The sequence below is a fragment of the Actinoplanes sp. NPDC023714 genome (assembly GCF_040639855.1).
GTDB lineage: Bacteria > Actinomycetota > Actinomycetes > Mycobacteriales > Micromonosporaceae > Actinoplanes.
Genome location: NZ_JBFAAR010000004.1, coordinates 339,391 through 357,703 on the forward strand (window position 1 = coordinate 339,391; position 18,313 = coordinate 357,703).

General features: G+C 70.3%; 16 protein-coding genes. 9 read left to right on the forward strand and 7 right to left on the reverse strand.

What is annotated here, in order from left to right; genetic code table 11:
• Nucleotides 1-169 precede the first annotated feature (169 nt).
• Nucleotides 170-2,032 carry a translational GTPase TypA gene (gene typA / locus AB0G10_RS20855; protein ID WP_360923871.1) on the reverse strand — a complete coding sequence of 621 codons (1,863 nt, stop codon included), beginning with the start codon at nt 2,030-2,032 and terminating at the stop codon, nt 170-172.
• Nucleotides 2,033-2,182: 150 nt separating this feature from the next.
• On the opposite strand from typA, the gene AB0G10_RS20860 reads away from it, so the two are divergent.
• Together AB0G10_RS20860 and AB0G10_RS20865 are read left to right on the forward strand one after the other, a co-directional pair.
• Nucleotides 2,183-2,998: a lytic transglycosylase domain-containing protein gene (locus tag AB0G10_RS20860; RefSeq protein ID WP_360923874.1), complete on the forward strand. Its 816-nt coding sequence runs from the start codon at nt 2,183-2,185 to the stop codon at nt 2,996-2,998.
• A 185-nt stretch (nt 2,999-3,183) separates the two neighbouring features.
• Nucleotides 3,184-3,606 carry a 50S ribosomal protein L11 gene (locus AB0G10_RS20865; protein WP_229075265.1) on the forward strand — a complete coding sequence of 141 codons (423 nt, stop codon included), beginning with the start codon at nt 3,184-3,186 and terminating at the stop codon, nt 3,604-3,606.
• Nucleotides 3,607-3,726: 120 nt separating this feature from the next.
• Here AB0G10_RS20865 and AB0G10_RS20870 read toward each other — a convergent pair whose 3' ends face one another.
• The 4 genes from AB0G10_RS20870 to AB0G10_RS20885 form a co-directional block, all read right to left on the reverse strand.
• Nucleotides 3,727-4,356: an ATP-dependent Clp protease proteolytic subunit gene (locus tag AB0G10_RS20870; RefSeq protein ID WP_360923877.1), complete on the reverse strand. Its 630-nt coding sequence runs from the start codon at nt 4,354-4,356 to the stop codon at nt 3,727-3,729.
• Between the two features lie 168 nt (nt 4,357-4,524).
• Nucleotides 4,525-4,920, reverse strand: coding sequence for a roadblock/LC7 domain-containing protein (locus AB0G10_RS20875; protein WP_360923880.1), 396 nt, complete (start codon nt 4,918-4,920; stop codon nt 4,525-4,527).
• The gene (locus AB0G10_RS20880) at nt 4,917-5,258 is read right to left on the reverse strand and encodes a hypothetical protein (protein ID WP_360924988.1); all 342 of its coding nucleotides are present in this window, start codon (nt 5,256-5,258) and stop codon (nt 4,917-4,919) included. Before AB0G10_RS20880 ends, AB0G10_RS20875 begins: the two co-directional genes overlap by 4 nt.
• A gap of 229 nt (nt 5,259-5,487) precedes the next feature.
• Entirely contained in the window at nt 5,488-6,663 is a 1,176-nt protein-coding gene (locus AB0G10_RS20885) for a hypothetical protein (protein WP_360923883.1), read from the reverse strand.
• 132 nt (nt 6,664-6,795) lie between these two features.
• Between AB0G10_RS20885 and AB0G10_RS20890 the strand changes: the two genes are divergently transcribed.
• Both AB0G10_RS20890 and AB0G10_RS20895 read left to right on the forward strand, forming a co-directional pair.
• Nucleotides 6,796-7,305, forward strand: coding sequence for a SigE family RNA polymerase sigma factor (locus tag AB0G10_RS20890; RefSeq protein ID WP_360923886.1), 510 nt, complete (start codon nt 6,796-6,798; stop codon nt 7,303-7,305).
• A 13-nt stretch (nt 7,306-7,318) separates the two neighbouring features.
• On the forward strand, nt 7,319-8,050 hold the full coding sequence (locus AB0G10_RS20895) for a hypothetical protein (RefSeq protein ID WP_360923889.1): 732 nt from the start codon (nt 7,319-7,321) through the stop codon (nt 8,048-8,050).
• A gap of 60 nt (nt 8,051-8,110) precedes the next feature.
• Here the strand turns inward: AB0G10_RS20895 and AB0G10_RS20900 are convergent, their stop codons facing one another.
• Entirely contained in the window at nt 8,111-8,713 is a 603-nt protein-coding gene (locus tag AB0G10_RS20900) for an MBL fold metallo-hydrolase (protein WP_360923892.1), read from the reverse strand.
• Nucleotides 8,710-9,411: a maleylpyruvate isomerase family mycothiol-dependent enzyme gene (locus AB0G10_RS20905; RefSeq protein WP_360923895.1), complete on the reverse strand. Its 702-nt coding sequence runs from the start codon at nt 9,409-9,411 to the stop codon at nt 8,710-8,712. The genes AB0G10_RS20900 and AB0G10_RS20905 overlap by 4 nt, the downstream gene beginning before the upstream one ends.
• Nucleotides 9,412-9,590: 179 nt before the next feature.
• On the opposite strand from AB0G10_RS20905, the gene rsgA reads away from it, so the two are divergent.
• From rsgA to uvrC, 5 genes are all read left to right on the forward strand, one after another.
• The gene (gene rsgA / locus AB0G10_RS20910; protein ID WP_360923898.1) at nt 9,591-10,610 is read left to right on the forward strand and encodes a ribosome small subunit-dependent GTPase A; all 1,020 of its coding nucleotides are present in this window, start codon (nt 9,591-9,593) and stop codon (nt 10,608-10,610) included.
• A gap of 35 nt (nt 10,611-10,645) precedes the next feature.
• Nucleotides 10,646-12,433: a hypothetical protein gene (locus AB0G10_RS20915; RefSeq protein ID WP_360923901.1), complete on the forward strand. Its 1,788-nt coding sequence runs from the start codon at nt 10,646-10,648 to the stop codon at nt 12,431-12,433.
• Nucleotides 12,434-12,561: 128 nt separating this feature from the next.
• Nucleotides 12,562-15,501, forward strand: coding sequence for an excinuclease ABC subunit UvrA (gene uvrA / locus AB0G10_RS20920; RefSeq protein ID WP_360923904.1), 2,940 nt, complete (start codon nt 12,562-12,564; stop codon nt 15,499-15,501).
• A gap of 173 nt (nt 15,502-15,674) precedes the next feature.
• Nucleotides 15,675-16,205: a Rieske (2Fe-2S) protein gene (locus tag AB0G10_RS20925; protein WP_360923907.1), complete on the forward strand. Its 531-nt coding sequence runs from the start codon at nt 15,675-15,677 to the stop codon at nt 16,203-16,205.
• An 88-nt stretch (nt 16,206-16,293) separates the two neighbouring features.
• Complete coding sequence (gene uvrC / locus AB0G10_RS20930) at nt 16,294-18,231, forward strand: excinuclease ABC subunit UvrC (protein ID WP_360923910.1); 1,938 nt, start codon at nt 16,294-16,296, stop codon at nt 18,229-18,231.
• Nucleotides 18,232-18,313 lie beyond the last annotated feature (82 nt).

An 18,313-nucleotide genomic window follows, 5' to 3' on the forward strand; every position in this document is an offset into this window, starting at 1 on the left:
CACCCACCGCAACCAAGGTCCGATGGCGTTGCAAGGTTTTGGGCGGGGGATGGTCCACGCAGGGATCAAGCCTGACCGCCCGGAGTGGGCCATCCCCCGCCCAAAACCGTCCCAGCGCAACCAAAAGGCCCGGTCCGAACAGCGCGGACCGGGCCTGGAGGGCAAACGACTACTGGTGCTTGCGGCGAGCGGCGGCGCGACCGCGGACCGTCTGGTCGAGCTCGACCTTGCGGATGCGGACGGCGTTCGGGGTGACCTCGACGCACTCGTCCTCGCGGCAGAACTCGAGGGACTGCTCGAGGGACAGCTTGCGCGGCGGGATCACCTTCTCGGTGTTGTCCGCGCTGGCCGCACGCATGTTGGTGAGCTTCTTCTCCTTGGTGATGTTGACATCCATGTCGTCTTCACGGGAGTTCTCGCCGACGATCATGCCTTCGTAGACCTCGGTGCCCGGCTCGACGAAGAGCTGGCCGCGCTCCTGCAGGTTGATCATCGCGAAGGCGGTGACGGCGCCGGCCCGGTCGGCGACCAGGGAGCCGTTCTGGCGGGTGCGGAGCTCGCCGAACCACGGCTCGTGGCGCTCGTAGAGGTGGTGCATGATGCCGGTGCCGCGGGTCTCGGTGAGGAACTCGGTGCGGAAGCCGATCAGGCCACGCGCCGGGACCAGCCACTCCATCCGCAGCCAGCCGGTGCCGTGGTTGATCAGCTCTTCCATCCGGCCCTTGCGGGTGGAGAGCAGCTGGGTGATGGCGCCCATGTATTCGTCGGGGGCGTCGATGGTGACCCGCTCGACCGGCTCGTGCACCTTGCCGTCGACGACCTTGGTGACCACCTGCGGCTTGCCGACGGTCAGCTCGTAGCCCTCGCGGCGCATCTGCTCGACCAGGATGGCGAGCGCCAGCTCACCACGGCCCTGGACCTCCCAGGCGTCCGGGCGGTCGGTCGGGAGGATGCGGAGCGAGACGTTGCCGATCAGCTCCTTGTCGAGGCGGTCCTTGACCATCCGGGCGGTGACCTTGGCGCCCTTGACCTTGCCGACCAGCGGCGAGGTGTTGGTGCCGAGGACCATCGAGATGGCCGGCTCGTCGACGGTGATCAGCGGCAGCGGGATCGGGTTCTCCGCGTCGGCGAGGGTCTCACCGATCATGATGTCCGGGATGCCGGCGAGGGCGATGATGTCGCCGGGGCCGGCGCTCTCGGCCGGCTTGCGCTCGAGGCCCTCGGTCACCAGCAGCTCGGAGATGCGCACGTTGGCGATCGTGCCGTCGGTCTTGCACCAGGCGACGGTCTGGCCCTTGCGGATGGTGCCCTCGTGCACGCGGCAGAGCGCGAGACGGCCGAGGAACGGCGAGGCGTCGAGGTTGACGACGTGCGCCTGCAGCGGGGCGTCCTCGGTGTACTTCGGCGCCGGGATGGTGTCGAGAATCGTGCTGAACAGCGGCTCGAGGTCGTCGCTGTCCTCGGGGACGGCGCCGTCCTTCGGCTGGGTCAGCGAGGCGATGCCGTCGCGGGCGCAGGCGTAGACGATCGGGAACTCGATCTGGTGCTCGTCGGCGTCGAGGTCGAGGAAGAGCTCGTACGTCTCGTCGACGACCTCCTTGATCCGGGCGTCCGGCCGGTCCACCTTGTTGATGATCAGGATGATCGGCAGCTTGGCGGCGAGCGCCTTGCGCAGCACGAAACGGGTCTGCGGCAGCGGGCCCTCGGACGCGTCGACGAGCAGCGCGACACCGTCGACCATGGTGAGGCCGCGCTCGACCTCACCGCCGAAGTCGGCGTGGCCGGGAGTGTCGATGATGTTGATGGTGACCGGGTCGCCCTCGGCGGGCTGGTAGCTGATCGCCGTGTTCTTGGCGAGAATGGTGATGCCCTTTTCCCGCTCCAGGTCCATGGAGTCCATGACGCGGTCGGCCATCTCGCCGCGCGCGTGGGACTGGCTGCCCTGGCGCAGCATGGCGTCGACCAGGGTGGTTTTGCCATGGTCGACGTGAGCGATGATGGCGACGTTGCGTAGGTCGGTGCGGGTCTGCATGGAGCCATTGTCCGCGATTCAGGTTGCGGAACGTGACACCGGGGTCAAGTCCCAGGACTTGTGGCCGTTTGGCCGGTTTTACGGTCTGCGCGAATCGTCAGACAGCTGTTAACGTCCGTCCTCGACGACGTTCGGGGGAGGGTCTCATCAATGAATGCGACGTTGCGGACCAGGTTGTTCGCCGGTCTCGTGGTGCTCGCCGTGGCGAGTGGCTGTGGTCTGGCCGGCGCTTCCGAGGGTGAGAAGGTGGCCGCGCCGGCCCCGATCACCGAGTCGGCTGTCGTGGCGTCGCCGCAGTCCCCGCTGCCGGAGTTCACCGAGGAGCCGGTCGCCGAGGAGTCCCCCACCGCGTCACCCTCGCCGTCGAAGAAGAAGAAGGCCTCGAAGAAGCCGTCGCCCACGCCCACCGAGGACCCGAACAACTTCCAGGCGCCGGAGTGCGCCGAGTTCGAGGGCAAGGAGGTCTCCAAGGCCAAGGCGAAGGCGGCGCTGAACGCGGCGGCCACCAAGACGTACTGGCCGGGGTCGGCGCCGAAGCTGAAGGTGCCGGCCGACCTGATCCGGGCGGTGTCGTGGCACGAGAGCGGCTGGACGTCGAACATCGTGAACTGCGACGGCGGTTTCGGCCTGATGCAGGTGATGCCGGACACCGAGGCCTTCATCAACCAGCGGTTCGAGCAGTCCTACGACTCGCACGCCTACAAGCAGAACGCGGTGCTCGGTGCGAACTACCTGGCCTGGCTGACCAAGGCGTTCGGGGACAGCTACTTCAAGGGCAACTACAGCCTGAGCCCGTCGAAGTGCAAGTCCGACTCGTCGCTCTGCCTGCTCAACATGGTGATCGCCGGCTACAACATGGGCCGCGGCTCGGTCGACGAGGGCTACGCGAGCGGCGAGCTGGTCAACCCGGAGTACGTGAGCGTGGTCCGTCATCTCATGCGGGACTGCTACTGCGACCGGTACTGAGCAGGCCGGTTCCGAGTTCTCTGAAGTCGCGCGTTACACTGGGTGGTAGAACCCGGGACCCCCATCATCAGCCGTTTTGACCCTCGCGTCGCGGCGGTAGTAGGGTCTCGGGGTTGTCGTGTGTCGTTGATGCTGGCGAGCTGCGTTTGTCTCGGCCCGCAGCTCACCCTAAGGAGCCTTACCCGATGCCTCCCAAGAAGAAGACCCATGAGGTAACCCTCGCGCTTGAGGCGGGTAACGCCGCGATGGTCGACCTCGGTAAGATGCTCGGTCCGACCGGCGCCAACATGCGTGCCGTCAAGGTCGAGTACGACGAGGCCACCGCGAAGAACCGCGGCGAGATCATCCCGGTCATCGTCTCGGTCTACGAGGACCGCAGCCACACGCTCGCCTACAAGACGCCGCCGACCAGCTTCCTCATCAAGAAGAGCCTCGGCATCCCGTCCGGCGCGGCGAACCCGCTCACCACGACCGTCGGCACGCTCAGCGCCGACCAGGTCAAGGAGATCGCGGAGCGCAAGCTGCCCGACCTCAACGCGAACGACCTCGACGCCGCCATCCAGATCGTCAAGGGCACTGCCCGGTCGATGGGTGTCAAGGTCGCCTGAGTCGCCTTGTGAAACGGGCCCCGGCTTTCGCCGGGGCCCGTTTTTCGTGGGCTCAGCCTTTGATGGGCTCAGCTCTTCGCGCGTTCAGCCTTCTTGGCGCGCCCAGCTTTCTTGGCGCGCTCAGCGGCCCTTCGGGGTGATCACTTCGTCGATCAGGCCGTATTCGAGGGCCTCGGCGGCACTCAGCGTCCGGCCGTTGGAGAGGTCGTCCTCGACCCGGCTGCGGGGCTGACCGGTCACCTCGGCGAGCCGGACCACCGCCTCCTCCAGCTCACGCAGATGCTGCCCGGCCGCGGCGGCCACCTCGTCGGCCGTGCCGGTCACGCCGGCGGCGCGCGGCTCGGCCAGCTTGAACCGGGCATGCCGGTAGGCCGCCCGCCGATCGGCCGCCGCGAGCACCGCCAGGACGGCGCCACCGGCCTCGGACGTGACGAGGGCGTGCACCGGGGCGGTCAGCGCGTCCACCACGTCGATGATCGACAGGGCGGCGCTGAGGTCGCCGCCGGGGCTCGCGACGTGCAGGTGGATCGGGTCGGGTCCGGCCGAGTCGAGGGTGAGCAGGGCGGCCACGACGCCGGTCGCCACCTCGGTGGACAGCTGACCGCGGAGCATCACGATGCGCTGGTCGAAGAGCCGTTCCTCCAGCCAGCCGGGCAGGCCGGGGCCGGCGCCGGGCAGGTGCGGCGGCTGCCAGTCGGGTTGCGGGTGCGGCGGGAAACCCCACCGATTCGGATCGTGTCGGCCTCTCACCGCTACCTCCAGTCGTCCGGGGGTTCCCGCCAGGGTAGCCAGCCGCCCCCGGACATCGACGAGGGTTCCGCTCACGGCCGAAAGCGGAGGCACAGACGACGATGAGCTGCGGCCGGATGAAGGTGGCCGCAGCTCATCGTCGTGAAGAGGTCGTGAAGAGGAAGACGCCTAGTGGACGCTGCGCAGCTGCAGGAGGGTCGCCAGGCGGGCGGTGACCGGGCGGGCCTCCAGGTGCAGGCGGGCGATGTTCAGACCACCGTCGCCGATCACCGCGAGCAGGGCGAGGTCGCCGATCGCGTAGACCGAGAGGTAGCCGTTCTGGTTGTGGATCGTGACGTCGGCGAAGCCGCCCTGGTGCAGGACCGCGCCGGTGGTACGGCTGATCCCGTGCGCGCCGGCCGCGAGGGCCGCCACGTCGTGCGGCTCCGGGCCGGACGTCTGGTCGTGCAGGATGAGCAGGCCGTCGACTCCGGCCACCACGCAGCCCAGCACGCCGGGCACCTGGTAGCGCAGGTGGGCGAGCTCGGCGTAGACGGGCTTGTACGCGTCGCCGGGGGCTGTCATACGTCCAGGTCCTGCTCGATCTTGCGGAGCTGGTGGCGGGCCAGGCCGAGGTTGGCCCGGGTCTTGTCGAGCGACAGGTAGAGGAAGAACGACTCGCCGTGCCGCTTGTTCTGGAGCAGGCGGATCAGGTGGTACTGCGAGTCGAGGGTGATCAGGATGTCCTCGATGCCGTCCTGCATGCCGAGCATCTCGAGGGTGCGGACCTTGGCCCGGATCACGTCGGTGTTGCCGGCCGCGGCGACGTTCATGTCCATCTGCTGACCGCCGCCCAGGATGCCCAGCGTCAGGCCGCTGGTGTAGTCCACGAGCGCCACACCGATCGCGCCCTCGATGCCCATAGCTTCCCTCAGGGCAGTCTCGATATTCACTGCTGGTACTCCGTCATTTGAGAGGTGTTCGGGGGTTGCGGGCCCAACAGTGACACGCGGAATTTGCTCGAACCCTGAACTAATGCGGAGTGGGGCCGAAGGTAGTTGATCTCCGAGCGGGCGGCCCCGGTGGGGGTCGCCCGAACGTCGGGGATGCCGTCGTCTCAGAGGATGGACAGGTCCTCGGCCGATGATCTTTTCAGAACGAGCGATGCCAGGTCAGGGTCAGGAAGACGCTCACCATGACGGAGAAGAGGGCGAGCGTGCCGACGACCACGTACGGCACCGTGCGGTTGTGACTGCGCCTGATCCCGTACACGATCGGCAGCAGCAGCGGGAAGGCCGGGATGAGCATCCGGGCCTTGGCCCAGTAGAACCAGTCGCCGGCGAGCGCGATCACCACGATCACCCCGGCGTAGACGAGCAGCTGCCACGGCAGGCGCTCGCCGATCGCGGTGACGAACAGCGCCACGGCCAGCAGCAGGACGAGGCTCACCTCGGCCAGCTCCACGTTGATCCGGGTGTCCATGAGCATGTCGGAGAACGTCGACAGCGTGTAGGCGCCGCCGTCGAAGCCCATGTTCCAGGTCTCGTTCTGCACGTAGAAGTAGCCGTCGGCGCGGCCCAGCCGGGCGCCGACCCAGGCCATGTAGCCGAGCAGGCCGAGCGGCGCGAGGACGCCGGCGGCCCAGGGCCGCCACTCCCGCGGGTTGCGGACCACCGCGACCAGGGCGGCGAGGCCGACCGCGGCGATCACGGCGGCGCCGGTCGGCCGGGTCAGGCCGGCGAGCAGGCAGAGCACGCCGGCGGTCAGCCAGTTCTTCCGGAGCGTGGCGAGCAGCGAACCGGCCGCGAGGGCGGTGAACAGCGGCTCGCTGTAGCCCATCGAGAGCACGATGCCGTGCGGCACGACGGCCCAGAGCGCGGCCAGCAGGATGCCGGTCATCCGGTCCCGCAGGTAGCTGCCGAGCGCGTAGAGCGTCGCCGCCGCGATCAGGCCGCAGCCCCAGGCGACGAGCAGCATCGCGGTGCCGGTGGAGACCGGCAGGACGAACTCGACGGCCGCCGACAGGCCCGGGTACAGCGGGAAGAACGCCAGGTTGGACATCTCCGGCGTGCCCTTGTCGCCGAACGCGATGGCGGTGTCGTAGCCGTGGGCGGCGATGCCCTCGTACCATTTCGCGTCCCAGGCGAGCAGCAGCTCCCGCCAGGACGGGGTCTTCTCGTCCCGCCGCGCGTAGACGATCAGGACGAGCACGTTGACGATGCGCAGAGCGGCGTAGAGAGCCATCGCGGCGGCCGCGCCGCCCAGCCATCGGACCGTCTCCGGGTGCAGCCGTCGGGCGGTCGGTTCGGCGGCCACGGCCGTGGTCACTGGCGGACTCCTCGATCGGTGATCATGACTGACGGCGCACCGTACCAGGACGCGTGATCCGTTTGTGCGGCTGATGCAACCCCGCGGTGCCGGCGGTCGTCAAGGAGGCGTGAGAGCGAAGGAGGGGCTCGTGTGAAGAACGAGCGTGATGAGCAATTCCACCGATTCGTGGCGACCCGGCGGGCCGGGATGGTGCGTACGGCGACTCTGCTCACGGCGGGCGACGCCCACCTGGCCGAGGACCTGGTCCAGTCCACGCTGACGAAGCTCTACGTCGCTTGGCCGGCGTTCCAGCGCGCCGACAACCCGGACGGCTACGTCCGGCGGACGCTGGTGAACGCGCTGACCGACGAGCGGCGGCGCTGGTGGCGGAGGCGGGAGCGGTCGGTCGCCGAGCTGCCCGAGCGGGCGGCCGCGGAGGTGGCCGGCGGCGGGATCTCGGACGGGCTGCGCGCGGCCCTGAGGGAACTCCCACCGCGGATGCGGGCGGCCCTGGTCTTCCGCTACTTCTACGACCTCGACGTCGCCGACACCGCCGACGCCCTCGGCTGCTCCGAGGGCACGGTGAAGAGCCAGACCGCCCGGGCCCTCGACCGGCTGCGAGCGGTCATCGGCGAGAACCCGTCCCTAGCCCTGCGCTGACCTGGAGAACACGATGAATCTGTACGACGGATTGGAGCGGATCGCCGGCCCCGGCGCCGCGCCGACACCCGACCAGATCGAGGCCGACCTGGCCCGCGGCCGCCGTGCCCTGCGCCGGCGCCGCCTCGTCCGGAGCGGTGGCGCGTCCGCCTTCGCGGTCGCCGCCGTCGCCGCGGCCGTGGCGTTCGCCACCACCGGCGCCCCGGCGTCGGGCCCGGCCGGCACGCTCGCCGACGGCCCCGCCCCGGCGGTGAGCACGCTCGTGCCCACCAGGCTGGTCGCCTACCAGGGTGAGCAGCCCGACGCCTTCGAGATCGACCGGGTCCCGGAGGGCTGGGTGGTGCAGAACTCCGACGAGGGCGGCCTCGTGCTGGCGCCGGAGGGCCCGCTCGCCGAGCCGTCGACCGGCACCGCGGACCGGGACGCCGGCACGCCACCGCCCGGCGGCGACGAGGACGTCGCCACCAGCGACCCGCACAGCTTCGTCGGCAAGATCGCTGTGATGCTCCAGGACACCGGCGCGCCGGCCGAGCTGGGCGGCAAGAAGATCGAGGTGGGCGGCAACCCGGGCGTGCTCACCAAGATGCTCGACCAGACCGACGGCTCGGCCCTGTTCCTCCAGGTGCCGGACCGCGGCTACCTGGTGATCCAGGTCTGGGACGGCCTGGGCTGGGGTGAGAAGCAGGTGCTGGAGTTCGCGGCCGGCATCCACGTGAACGAGAACGCCACGAAGAGCGTCGGCTGACCGACGGCCGATGGGGGAGACCGGAGCAGTTGAGGTGCCCCGGTCTCCCTCCCGCCATGTCTACCAGCCGCGCGCACGCCACTCGGGCAGCTGCGGGCGCTCGGCGCCGAGCGTGGAGTCCCTGCCGTGGCCCGGGTGGAAGACCGTGTCGTCGCCGAAGCGGGCGAACAGCTTGGCCTCCACGTCGCCGATCAGGGACGCGAAGTTCTCCTTGACGCCCCGGGTGTTGCCGACGCCGCCGGGGAAGAGGCTGTCGCCGGTGAAGAGATGCCCGGGGTACGCCAGCACGATCGAGCCCGGCGTGTGCCCGACGATGTGGATGACGTCGAGGGAGTGATCGCCGACCCGGACCGTGTCGCCGTCGGCGAGGGTGCGGGTCACCACCGGGATGCCCTCGGCGTCGTCGGTGTGCGCGAGCGACTCGGCGCCGGTCGCCAGCACGATCTCCTCGAGCGCGACCCAGTGGTCCTGGTGCCGGTGGGTGGTCACGACGGCCCGCAGGCCGCGCGCCCCGATCAGGTCGAGCAGCGTCTCCGGGTCGTTCGCCGCGTCGATCAGCAGCTGCTCGCCGCCGGACTGCAGCAGGTAGGCGTTGTTGTCCATCGGTCCGACCGAGACCTTCGTCATCAGCAGGCCGCCGCCGAGATCGACGGGAGTGCTCATTTCCACCTCGCAGGCTGCGGTAGTTCACCGTCGGGGGAGACGGTGAGGTCGGCGCCGTCGGCCCGGCCGGCCAGCCAGGCGGCGAGCGACTTGGTCGGCCCGCCGATCGCCGGGCCGTCGCCCTCGCCGATGCGCAGCGGGTGCTCGAGGCCGAGCGGCTGGAGGGTGAGGGCGGGCGACCCCTCGGGCGCCGCCGCGACGATCTCCCGGAGCAGGCGCAGCGCGAACGCGTCGGTCCACTCGGCCGGCGTGTAGCCGCGGGCCAGGTCGACCCGGTGCACCTCGACCTCGCGCAGCCGGGCCCACGGGACGCCGGCGGCGGACTGGCCGATCGGTGGCAGGTGGACGGCCCAGGCCGGGGCCGGCATCGCGGCGGCCGCGTCGGCGAACCGCTCGTGCGCGGCCCGCAGGTCGTCGAGCTGTTCGGCCAGCGGGCGGCGGCACCCGGCCTCGATGCCCTCCTCGCGGGCGGCCGGGCTCGCGTACGCCGGGGTCTCCACCCCGGTCCGGGCCCAGACCAGCAGGTTCGTGTAAGCCTCCGCGTTGCGCGCCAGGTGGGTCAGGACGTGCCCGACCGTCCATCCCGGCAGCCCGGACGGCTCGGCGACCACAGCGTCGTCCCAGCCCTCCGCCTCACGTAGCAGCGCCTCGGTGGACTGCTCCACGTCGGTCATCAGCACCAGCGGATCCATGGTCACGGGACGACCCTATCGGAATTCGCTTTCGCCCCGGTCACGGTCGCCGTACCGTCGTCGGCAGCCGCGTAGTCGATCGAATCCCAGCGGAGGAGGTGAGGAACGTGCAGTTCCGCTACGTCGCGTTCACTTGCCCGGGGGCCTCTGGAGGAGGAAGTTCCCCACTACCGTAAAGGGTTCTCATGTCGTACGACCTGTCCCGGCTGGGCTGGGACGAGACCTTCGCATCCGCTTACCGGCCGTTCGACCGCGCCGACGCGCTTCCCGGCCGGGTTCTGCGGGCCGACCGCGGCATCTGCACGGTGCTGACCGAGGGCGGGGTGAGCCGCGCGAGCCTGGGCGGCGGCGTCCTGCTCGACGCCTCCCGTGACCCGGCCCGGCTGCCCACCTCCGGCGACTGGGTGGTGCTGCGCCAGTGGCCCGACCGCCGGACCACCCTCGAGCTCGTGCTGCCCCGCCGCACCACGCTGATCCGCCGGACCGCCGACAAGGACGCCTCCGGCCAGGTCCTCGCCGCCAACATGGACACCGTCGCGGTGACCGAGCCGATCCACCCCGAGCCGGACGACGGCCGGGTCGAGCGCCTGCTCGCCCTGGCCTGGGAGTCCGGCGCCCGGCCGCTCCTCGTCCTGACCAAGTGCGACACCACCGCCGACCCGGCCGCGGTGGCCCGGCAGCTGGCCGGGCTCGCGCCCGGCGTGCCGGTGATCCCGCTGAGCACCCGGACCGGGCAGGGCCTGGCCGAGCTGCGCGATCACGCCGGTCCCGGCCGCACGCTGGCGCTGCTGGGCCGGTCCGGCGCCGGCAAGTCCACGCTCGCGAACGCGCTGGCCGGCACCGCCGTCATGCCGGTGCAGGCCATCCGGGACGCGGACGGCAAGGGCCGGCACACCACGGCGTACCGCAACCTGATCACGCTGCCCGGCGGAGGGTCGGTGATCGACACGCCCGGCATCAGAGGCGTGGGCCTCCTGGACACCGCCGCCGGCCTGGACCGCGCCTTCGCCGACATCACCGGGCTCGCCGCCCGCTGCCGGTTCGACGACTGCGGCCACGAGTCCGAGCCGGGGTGCGAGGTGCAGGCGGCCCTCACCGCGGGCGAGCTCTCGGCACGCCGTCTCGCCAGCTGGCGCAAGCTGCGTCATGAGGTGGCGGTGGAGAGCGGCCGCCGTTCTGCCCGGCTGGCTCGCAGGGCTCGGTGACCCGTACGGAATAAAGGGCTGGCAGAATTCGACCGGTGCGTGCGGCAGAAGAGATGATCACGGAGCCGGTGGCGACCGAGGAGAAGGCGCCGCCCCGGCGCCGGATCCACCCGGCCGACGTCGCGGTGCCGGTCGGGTTCCTGCTGCTGGCGATCGTCGTGATGATCCAGCTCTGGATCGATCCGAACGGCCGGGTGCTCGCCAGCAACGACGACGACCACGGGGTCTTCCTCTTCGTGCTGGCGCACGCCGAGCGCGTGGTGTTCGACGGCGCGTCGCTGTTCTTCGAGGACCGGCTGAACGCGCCGGTCGGCGTCAACATGATGGCGAACACGTCGATCCTGGCGCTGAGCCTGCCGCTCGCGCCGGTCACCCACTTCCTCGGCGCGGGCGTCTCGGTGGCGATCCTGATCACGCTGGGGCTGGCCGGCACCGGTTACGCCTGGTACTGGGTGCTCTCCCGGCACCTGGTGGAGAGCCGGCTCGCCGCGGCGATCGGCGGCGCCTTCTGCGGCTTCGCGCCGACCATGGTGTCGCACGCGAACGGGCACGTGAACTTCGTGAACCAGTACGTGGTCCCGTTCATCGTCTGGCAGGTGCTGCGCCTGCGGGAGCCGGGGCGGGCCGTGCGCGGCGGGGTCATCCTGGGCCTGCTGATCGTGGTCCAGTGCTTCATCAACGAGGAGACGCTGCTCTTCACGGCGCTCACCCTCGGCGTCTTCGTGCTGGCCTACGGCATCATGCGCCGCGACGTGGTGCGCGAGGTCTGGCGGCGGTTCCTGGCCGGGCTCGGCGTCGCCGCGGCCACCTCCGGCGCGCTGCTGGCCTACCCGCTCTGGTACCAGTTCTTCGCCCCCGGCAACTACCACGGCCAGCCGTTCTCGCCCGACATGTACGTCACCGACCTGGCCTCGCTCGTCGGATTCGCCCGGCAGTCGCTGGCCGGCAACGCCGCCCTGACCCGGGAGATGAGCGTCAGCGCGACCGAGGACAACACGTTCTTCGGCCCGATCGGGTTCGTCATGATCGTGGTGTCGGTGGTGATGCTGTGGCGCTCGGCCGCGGCCCGGGCCGCCGCGATCGCCGGGCTGGTGCTGCTGCTCATGTCGCTCGGCCCGGTGCTGAAGGTCTTCGGCCACGACACCGGGATCCCGCTGCCGTTCGGCCTGATCAGCCACGTGCCGATCATCGATCTGGTCAGTGTGACGAGATTCGCGATGGTGCCGGCCACGGTGGCCGGGGTGCTGCTGGCGCTCGCGGCCGACAGGATCGGGACGAGCCGGCACAGGAAGCTCTTCTGGGTCGGCATGACGCTCGCGCTCGTCCCGCTGATCCCGAAACCGCTCCCGGTCGTCGAGGGTCAGCCGATGCCGCCCTTCCTCACCCAGGGGACCTACAAGACGTACGTGGCGGACGACCGCACCCTGGTGACCGTCCCGCTGCCGGAGGTGACCACGGGGCGGGTCGGCATGCGCTGGGCCACCCTCATGAACCTCGACTACGCGACGCCGCGCGGCTACTTCATGGGCCCGGCCGACCCGCCGCACGACGACACCGGCTCGTGGAACGCGCCACGCCGGTTCACGTCCGATCTGCTGTGGCGGGTCCGGGAGTACGGCCAGGTGCCCCGGTTGAGTGACGACGATCGCGCCCGGATCACCGCGGATCTGGTGTACTGGCGAGCGGGCGTGGTGGTGCTGATCCCCGGCGGCCGGAACCCGGAAGCGCAGCGTGCCGTGCTGGTCGACGCGCTCGGGGAGCCGGAGCTGGTGGGCGGCGTGGAGATCTGGGACGTCCGGGATCTGCCGGTTCCGCCTCGCTAGGTTCCCTCTCGAGGGTGACCGGGAATGTTCGCCATCTGCCACGCGCTGAAACGGGGTCGCCAGAAAATGTCGTACCCCGCGGCTAGCATGGCTGGCTGACTTCAAACACCTGTACGGAGAGGCTGGCAGTGGCCGACCGACTCACCATCCGTGGCGCACGCGAGCACAACCTGCGTGACGTCAACCTGGACCTGCCCCGTGACGCCATGATCGTCTTCACTGGCCTCTCCGGTTCCGGCAAGTCCAGCCTCGCGTTCGACACGATCTTCGCGGAGGGCCAGCGGCGCTACGTCGAGTCCCTCTCGTCATATGCCCGTCAGTTCCTCGGTCAGATGGACAAGCCCGACGTCGACTTCATCGAGGGCCTCTCGCCGGCCGTCTCGATCGACCAGAAGTCGACGAACCGCAACCCGCGCTCGACCGTGGGCACCATCACCGAGGTCTACGACTACCTTCGTCTCCTGTTCGCCCGCACCGGCATCCCGCACTGCCCGGTCTGCGGCGAGCGGATCAGCAAGCAGACCCCGCAGCAGATCGTCGACCGGGTCCTCGCCATGGACGAGGGCACCCGGTTCATGGTCCTGGCCCCGGTGGTCCGCGGCCGCAAGGGCGAATACGTCGATCTCTTCGCCGAGCTCCAGGCCAAGGGCTACGCCCGGGCCCGGGTCAACGGCGTGGTGCACCCGCTGACCGAGCCGCCGAAGCTGAAGAAGCAGGAGAAGCACACCATCGAGGTGGTGGTCGACCGGCTCAGCGTCAAGGCGTCGAGCAAGCAGCGGCTCACCGACTCGGTGGAGGCGGCGCTCGGCCTGGCCGGCGGCATCGTCCTGCTCGACTTCGTCGACCTGCCGGAGGACGACCCGGAGCGGGAGCGGCGCTTCTCCGAGCACCTGGCCTGCCCCAACGACCACCCGCTCGCGATCGAGGACCTCGAGCCGCGGGTCTTCTCCTTCAACGCGCCCTACGGCGCCTGCCCGGAGTGCACCGGCCTCGGGACGAAGAAGGAGGTCGACCCCGAGCTGATCATCCCGGACGAGGAGGCCACCCTCCGCAGCGGCGCGATCCAGCCGTGGTCCGGCGGCACCACCCAGGAATACTTCCTCCGCCTGCTGGAGGCGCTCGCGTCCGCCGAGAGCTTCTCGCTCGACGTGCCGTGGCGGGCGCTGCCCAGCCGCGTGCAGAAGACGATCCTGCACGGCGCGGAGGACCAGGTCCACGTCCGCTACCGCAACAAGTACGGTCGCGAGCGCTCCTACTACACCGGCTTCGAGGGCGTGGTGCAGTGGATCGAGCGGCGGCACAACGACACCGAGAGCGACTGGTCGCGCGAGAAATACGAGGGGTACATGCGCGACGTGCCCTGCAAGGTCTGCGGCGGCGCGCGCCTCAAGCCCGAGGTGCTCGCGGTGACCGTGGCCGGCAAGAGCATCGCCGAGGTCTGCAACCTCTCCGTCGGCGAGTGCGCCGAGCTGCTCGCCGGCATCGAGCTCGACGACCGGCAGAAGATGATCGCCGAGCGGGTGCTCAAGGAGATCAACGCCCGGCTGCGGTTCCTGGTCGACGTCGGCCTCGACTACCTCTCGCTCGACCGCGGCGCCGGCACCCTCTCCGGCGGCGAGGCGCAGCGCATCCGGCTCGCCACCCAGATCGGCTCCGGCCTGGTCGGCGTCCTCTACGTTCTGGACGAGCCGTCGATCGGCCTGCACCAGCGCGACAACCACCGGCTCATCGAGACCCTGGTCCGGCTCCGCGACCTCGGCAACACGCTGATCGTGGTGGAGCACGACGAGGACACCATCCGCACCGCCGACTGGATCGTCGACATCGGCCCCGGCGCGGGCGAGCACGGCGGTCACATCGTGCACAGCGGCACCGTCGACGGCCTGCTGAAGAACGCGGAGTCGCCGACCGGCGCCTACCTCTCCGGCCGGAAGTCGATCCCGGTCCCGGCCACCCGCCGGCCGCAGACGCCGGGCCGCGAGGTCGTGGTGCACGGCGCCCGCGAGCACAACCTGCGCAACCTGACGGTGCCGTTCCCGCTCGGTCAGTTCATCGCGGTCACCGGGGTGAGCGGCTCGGGCAAGTCGACGCTGGTCAACGACATCCTGCACACCGTGATGGCGAACCAGATCAACCGCGCGCGGCAGGTGCCCGGCCGGCACACCAAGGTCACCGGCCTGGAGAACGTCGACAAGGTGGTCGGCGTCGACCAGTCGCCGATCGGGCGGACCCCGCGGTCCAACCCGGCCACCTACACCGGCGTCTTCGACCACGTGCGCAAGCTCTTCGCCGAGACCGCGGAGGCCAAGGTCCGGGGCTACGGGCCGGGCCGCTTCTCGTTCAACGTGAAGGGCGGCCGCTGCGAGAACTGCTCCGGCGACGGCACCATCAAGATCGAGATGAACTTCCTCCCGGACGTCTACGTCCCGTGCGAGGTGTGCAAGGGCGCGCGATACAACCGCGAGACGCTCGAGGTGCACTACAAGGGGAAGACCATCTCCGAGGTGCTGGAGATGCCGATCGAGGAGGCCGCCGAGTTCTTCTCGGCCCTGCCGGCGATCCACCGTCACCTGCGCACCCTGGTCGACGTCGGCCTGGGCTACGTGCGCCTCGGCCAGCCGGCGACCACCCTCTCCGGCGGTGAGGCGCAGCGCGTGAAGCTCGCGTCCGAGCTGCAGAAGCGGTCGACCGGCCGGACCGTCTACGTCCTCGACGAGCCGACCACCGGTCTGCACTTCGAAGACATCCGCAAGCTGCTGATCGTGCTGAACGGCCTGGTCGACAAGGGCAACACGGTCATCACGATCGAGCACAACCTGGACGTCATCAAGACCGCCGACTGGCTGATCGACATGGGCCCCGAGGGCGGCAGCAAGGGCGGCGTCGTGGTCGCCGCCGGCACGCCGGAGGAGCTCGCCGAGGTGCCGGAGAGCCACACCGGGCAGTTCCTGCGGCACGTGCTCGGGCTCGACGGCGAGGCCAAGGGCTCGAAGACCGCGGTCGGCCGGGCCACCAAGGCGAACACCGCGCCGTCCGCCCGCAAGACCCGCGCCAAGGCGACTGTTTAGGGATTTCTTAGACGCCTCTCAGCAAAGCCGCCGGGTCGGGAAACTACTCTCGGCCCGGCGGGCGCGCGGGCATGATTTCGGCGACGGCAGTGAACTGATCAATTGCCCGGCCGCGTATCCAAGGGCGACTCCGCCTGATCGCCGAGCGGAAACCAGTACTGGGAGGGCTACACATGACCGACGTGCAGACGAGGACCGAGGCCGAGACCGAGCACCGGTGCACGGGCGCGGGCGCGACTTCGACGCGGCGCTGCATCCTGGTCGGCGCCGGTGCGATCGGCGCCACCGCGGTCCTGGCCGCCTGCGGCACCGACGGCACGGGCACGAACCCGAACGGCACCGACTTCGACGCCGACCCGGCCCCGGCCGGCAGCACGGCGGCCGGCAGCGGTGACAGCGGCGGCGACAGCGGTGGCGGCGGCGAGGTCGTCGTCGCGGCGGCCGACGTCAAGGTGGGCGGCGGTGTGATCACCGACAAGCTGGTGGTGACCCAGCCGACCGAGGGCACCTACAAGGCGTTCAGCAAGGTCTGCACCCACCAGGGCTGCGAGGTCAGCGAGATCGCCGACGGGCAGATCATCTGCCGCTGCCACAACAGCTTCTTCTCGGTCAAGGACGGCGCGCCCACCTCGGGGCCGGCGCAGCAGCCGCTCGCCGAGACGAAGGTGGAGCTGGACGGCGACAACATCGTCGTGGCGGCCTAGGGATCGGGCCGGAGATCCGGGGCCGTGGCGGCGGCACCGGACCTCCGGTCGGGCAATTCTGTCAGTCCCAGGCACTACTGTTGGAGTTGTGCCAGACCCGTCCACATATCGTCCCGCTCCAGGTACCATCCCGGACGCTCCGGGCGTCTACCGCTTCCGTGACCCGGCCGGCCGGGTGATCTACGTCGGCAAGGCGAAAAGCCTGCGCAACCGGCTCAACTCCTATTTCGCCGACGTGTGGTCGCTGCACGCGCGCACCCAGCAGATGGTCACCACCGCGGGCAGTGTGGACTGGGTCACGGTCGGGACCGAGGTCGAGGCGCTCCAGCTCGAGTTCTCCTGGATCAAGGAGTTCGACCCCCGCTTCAACGTGAAATACCGGGACGACAAGTCGTACCCGTTCCTCGCCGTCACCCTCGACGAGGAGTTCCCCCGGCTCCAGGTGATGCGCGGCGCCAAGCGCAAGGGCGTGCGCTACTTCGGCCCCTATTCGCACGCCTGGGCCATCCGCGAGACGCTCGACCTGCTGCTCCGGGTCTTCCCGGCCCGCACCTGCTCGTCCGGCGTCTTCAAGCGGCACGGCCAGATCGGCCGGCCCTGCCTGCTGGGTTACATCGGCAAGTGCTCGGCCCCGTGCGTCGGCCAGGTCGACGCGGCGCAGCACCGCGCCATCGTCGACGACTTCTGCGACTTCATGTCGGGCCGCACCGACGCGTTCGTGAAACGGCTCGAGCGCGAGATGCTCCAGGCCTCCGAGGAGCTGGAGTTCGAGCGGGCCGCCCGGCTGCGCGACGACATCGCGGCGCTGCGCCGGGCCATGGAGAAGCAGACCGTGGTGCTCGGCGACGGCACCGACGCCGACGTGGTGGCGTTCGCCGAGGACCCGCTCGAGGCGGCCGTGCAGGTCTTCCACGTCCGCGACGGCCGGGTCCGCGGCCAGCGCGGCTGGGTCGTGGAGAAGGTGGAGGACCTGTCCACCGGCGACCTGGTCCACCACTTCTGCACCCAGATGTACGGTGACGAGTCCGGCGAGGCCGACGTGCCCCGCGAGCTGCTCGTCCCGGCCCTGCCCGACGACGCCGACGCGCTCGCCGACTGGCTCAGCGCCCGCCGGGGGAGCCGGGTCAGCCTGCGGATCCCGCAGCGCGGCGACAAGAAGGCGCTGGCCGAGACCGTTGCGCGGAACGCCGCCGAGTCGCTCCAGCGCCACAAGCTGAAGCGGGCCGGCGACCTGACCACCCGCAACAAGGCGCTCGAGGAGATCGCCGAGGCGCTCGGCATGGAGACCGTGCCGCTGCGCATCGAGTGCTTCGACGTGTCGCAGATCCAGGGCACCGACGTGGTCGCCTCGATGGTGGTCTTCGAGGACGGCCTGGCGCGCAAGAGCGAGTACCGCAAGTTCGCGGTCCGCGGCGCGACCGACGACCTCTCCGCGATGAGCGAGGTGATGCGGCGGCGGTTCGCCCGGTTCAAGGCCTCCGAGGCGGTGACCGGCGAGACCGACGAGTCGATGACGGTGTCGGCCGACGCGGACGAGCCCGAGCTTCCCGGCGTCGACCCGCTGACCGGCAAGCCGCGCCGCTTCGCGTACCCTCCTCAGCTCGTCGTCGTGGACGGCGGCCAGCCGCAGGTCAACGCCGTCGCGGCGGTCTTCTCCGAGCTCGGCATCACCGACGTGGCGCTGTGTGGCCTCGCCAAGCGGCTGGAGGAGGTGTGGCAGCCGGGTGAGGACTTCCCGGTGATCCTCCCTCGTACGTCGGAGGCTCTTTATCTCCTGCAGCGGGTGCGTGACGAGGCCCACCGATTCGCGATCACGTTCCACCGGCAGCGTCGATCGAAACGGATGACGGCGTCGGCGCTCGACGACATCGCCGGTCTCGGCGAGGTGCGGCGCAAGGCGTTGCTGCGGCACTTCGGGTCGCTGAAACGGCTCGCCGCGGCCACCCCGGAGGAGATCACCGAGGTGCCGGGGATCGGCCGGCGGACGGCCGAGACGGTGCTGGCCGCCCTGAACCCGGCCGAGTAGCGGACAGGCTGTCCGGCGGCCGGGCGGGCGACTGTCGGCCTAGGATGTTGTGTCCGCTCCGACGGGGAGCGAACCGACGCGG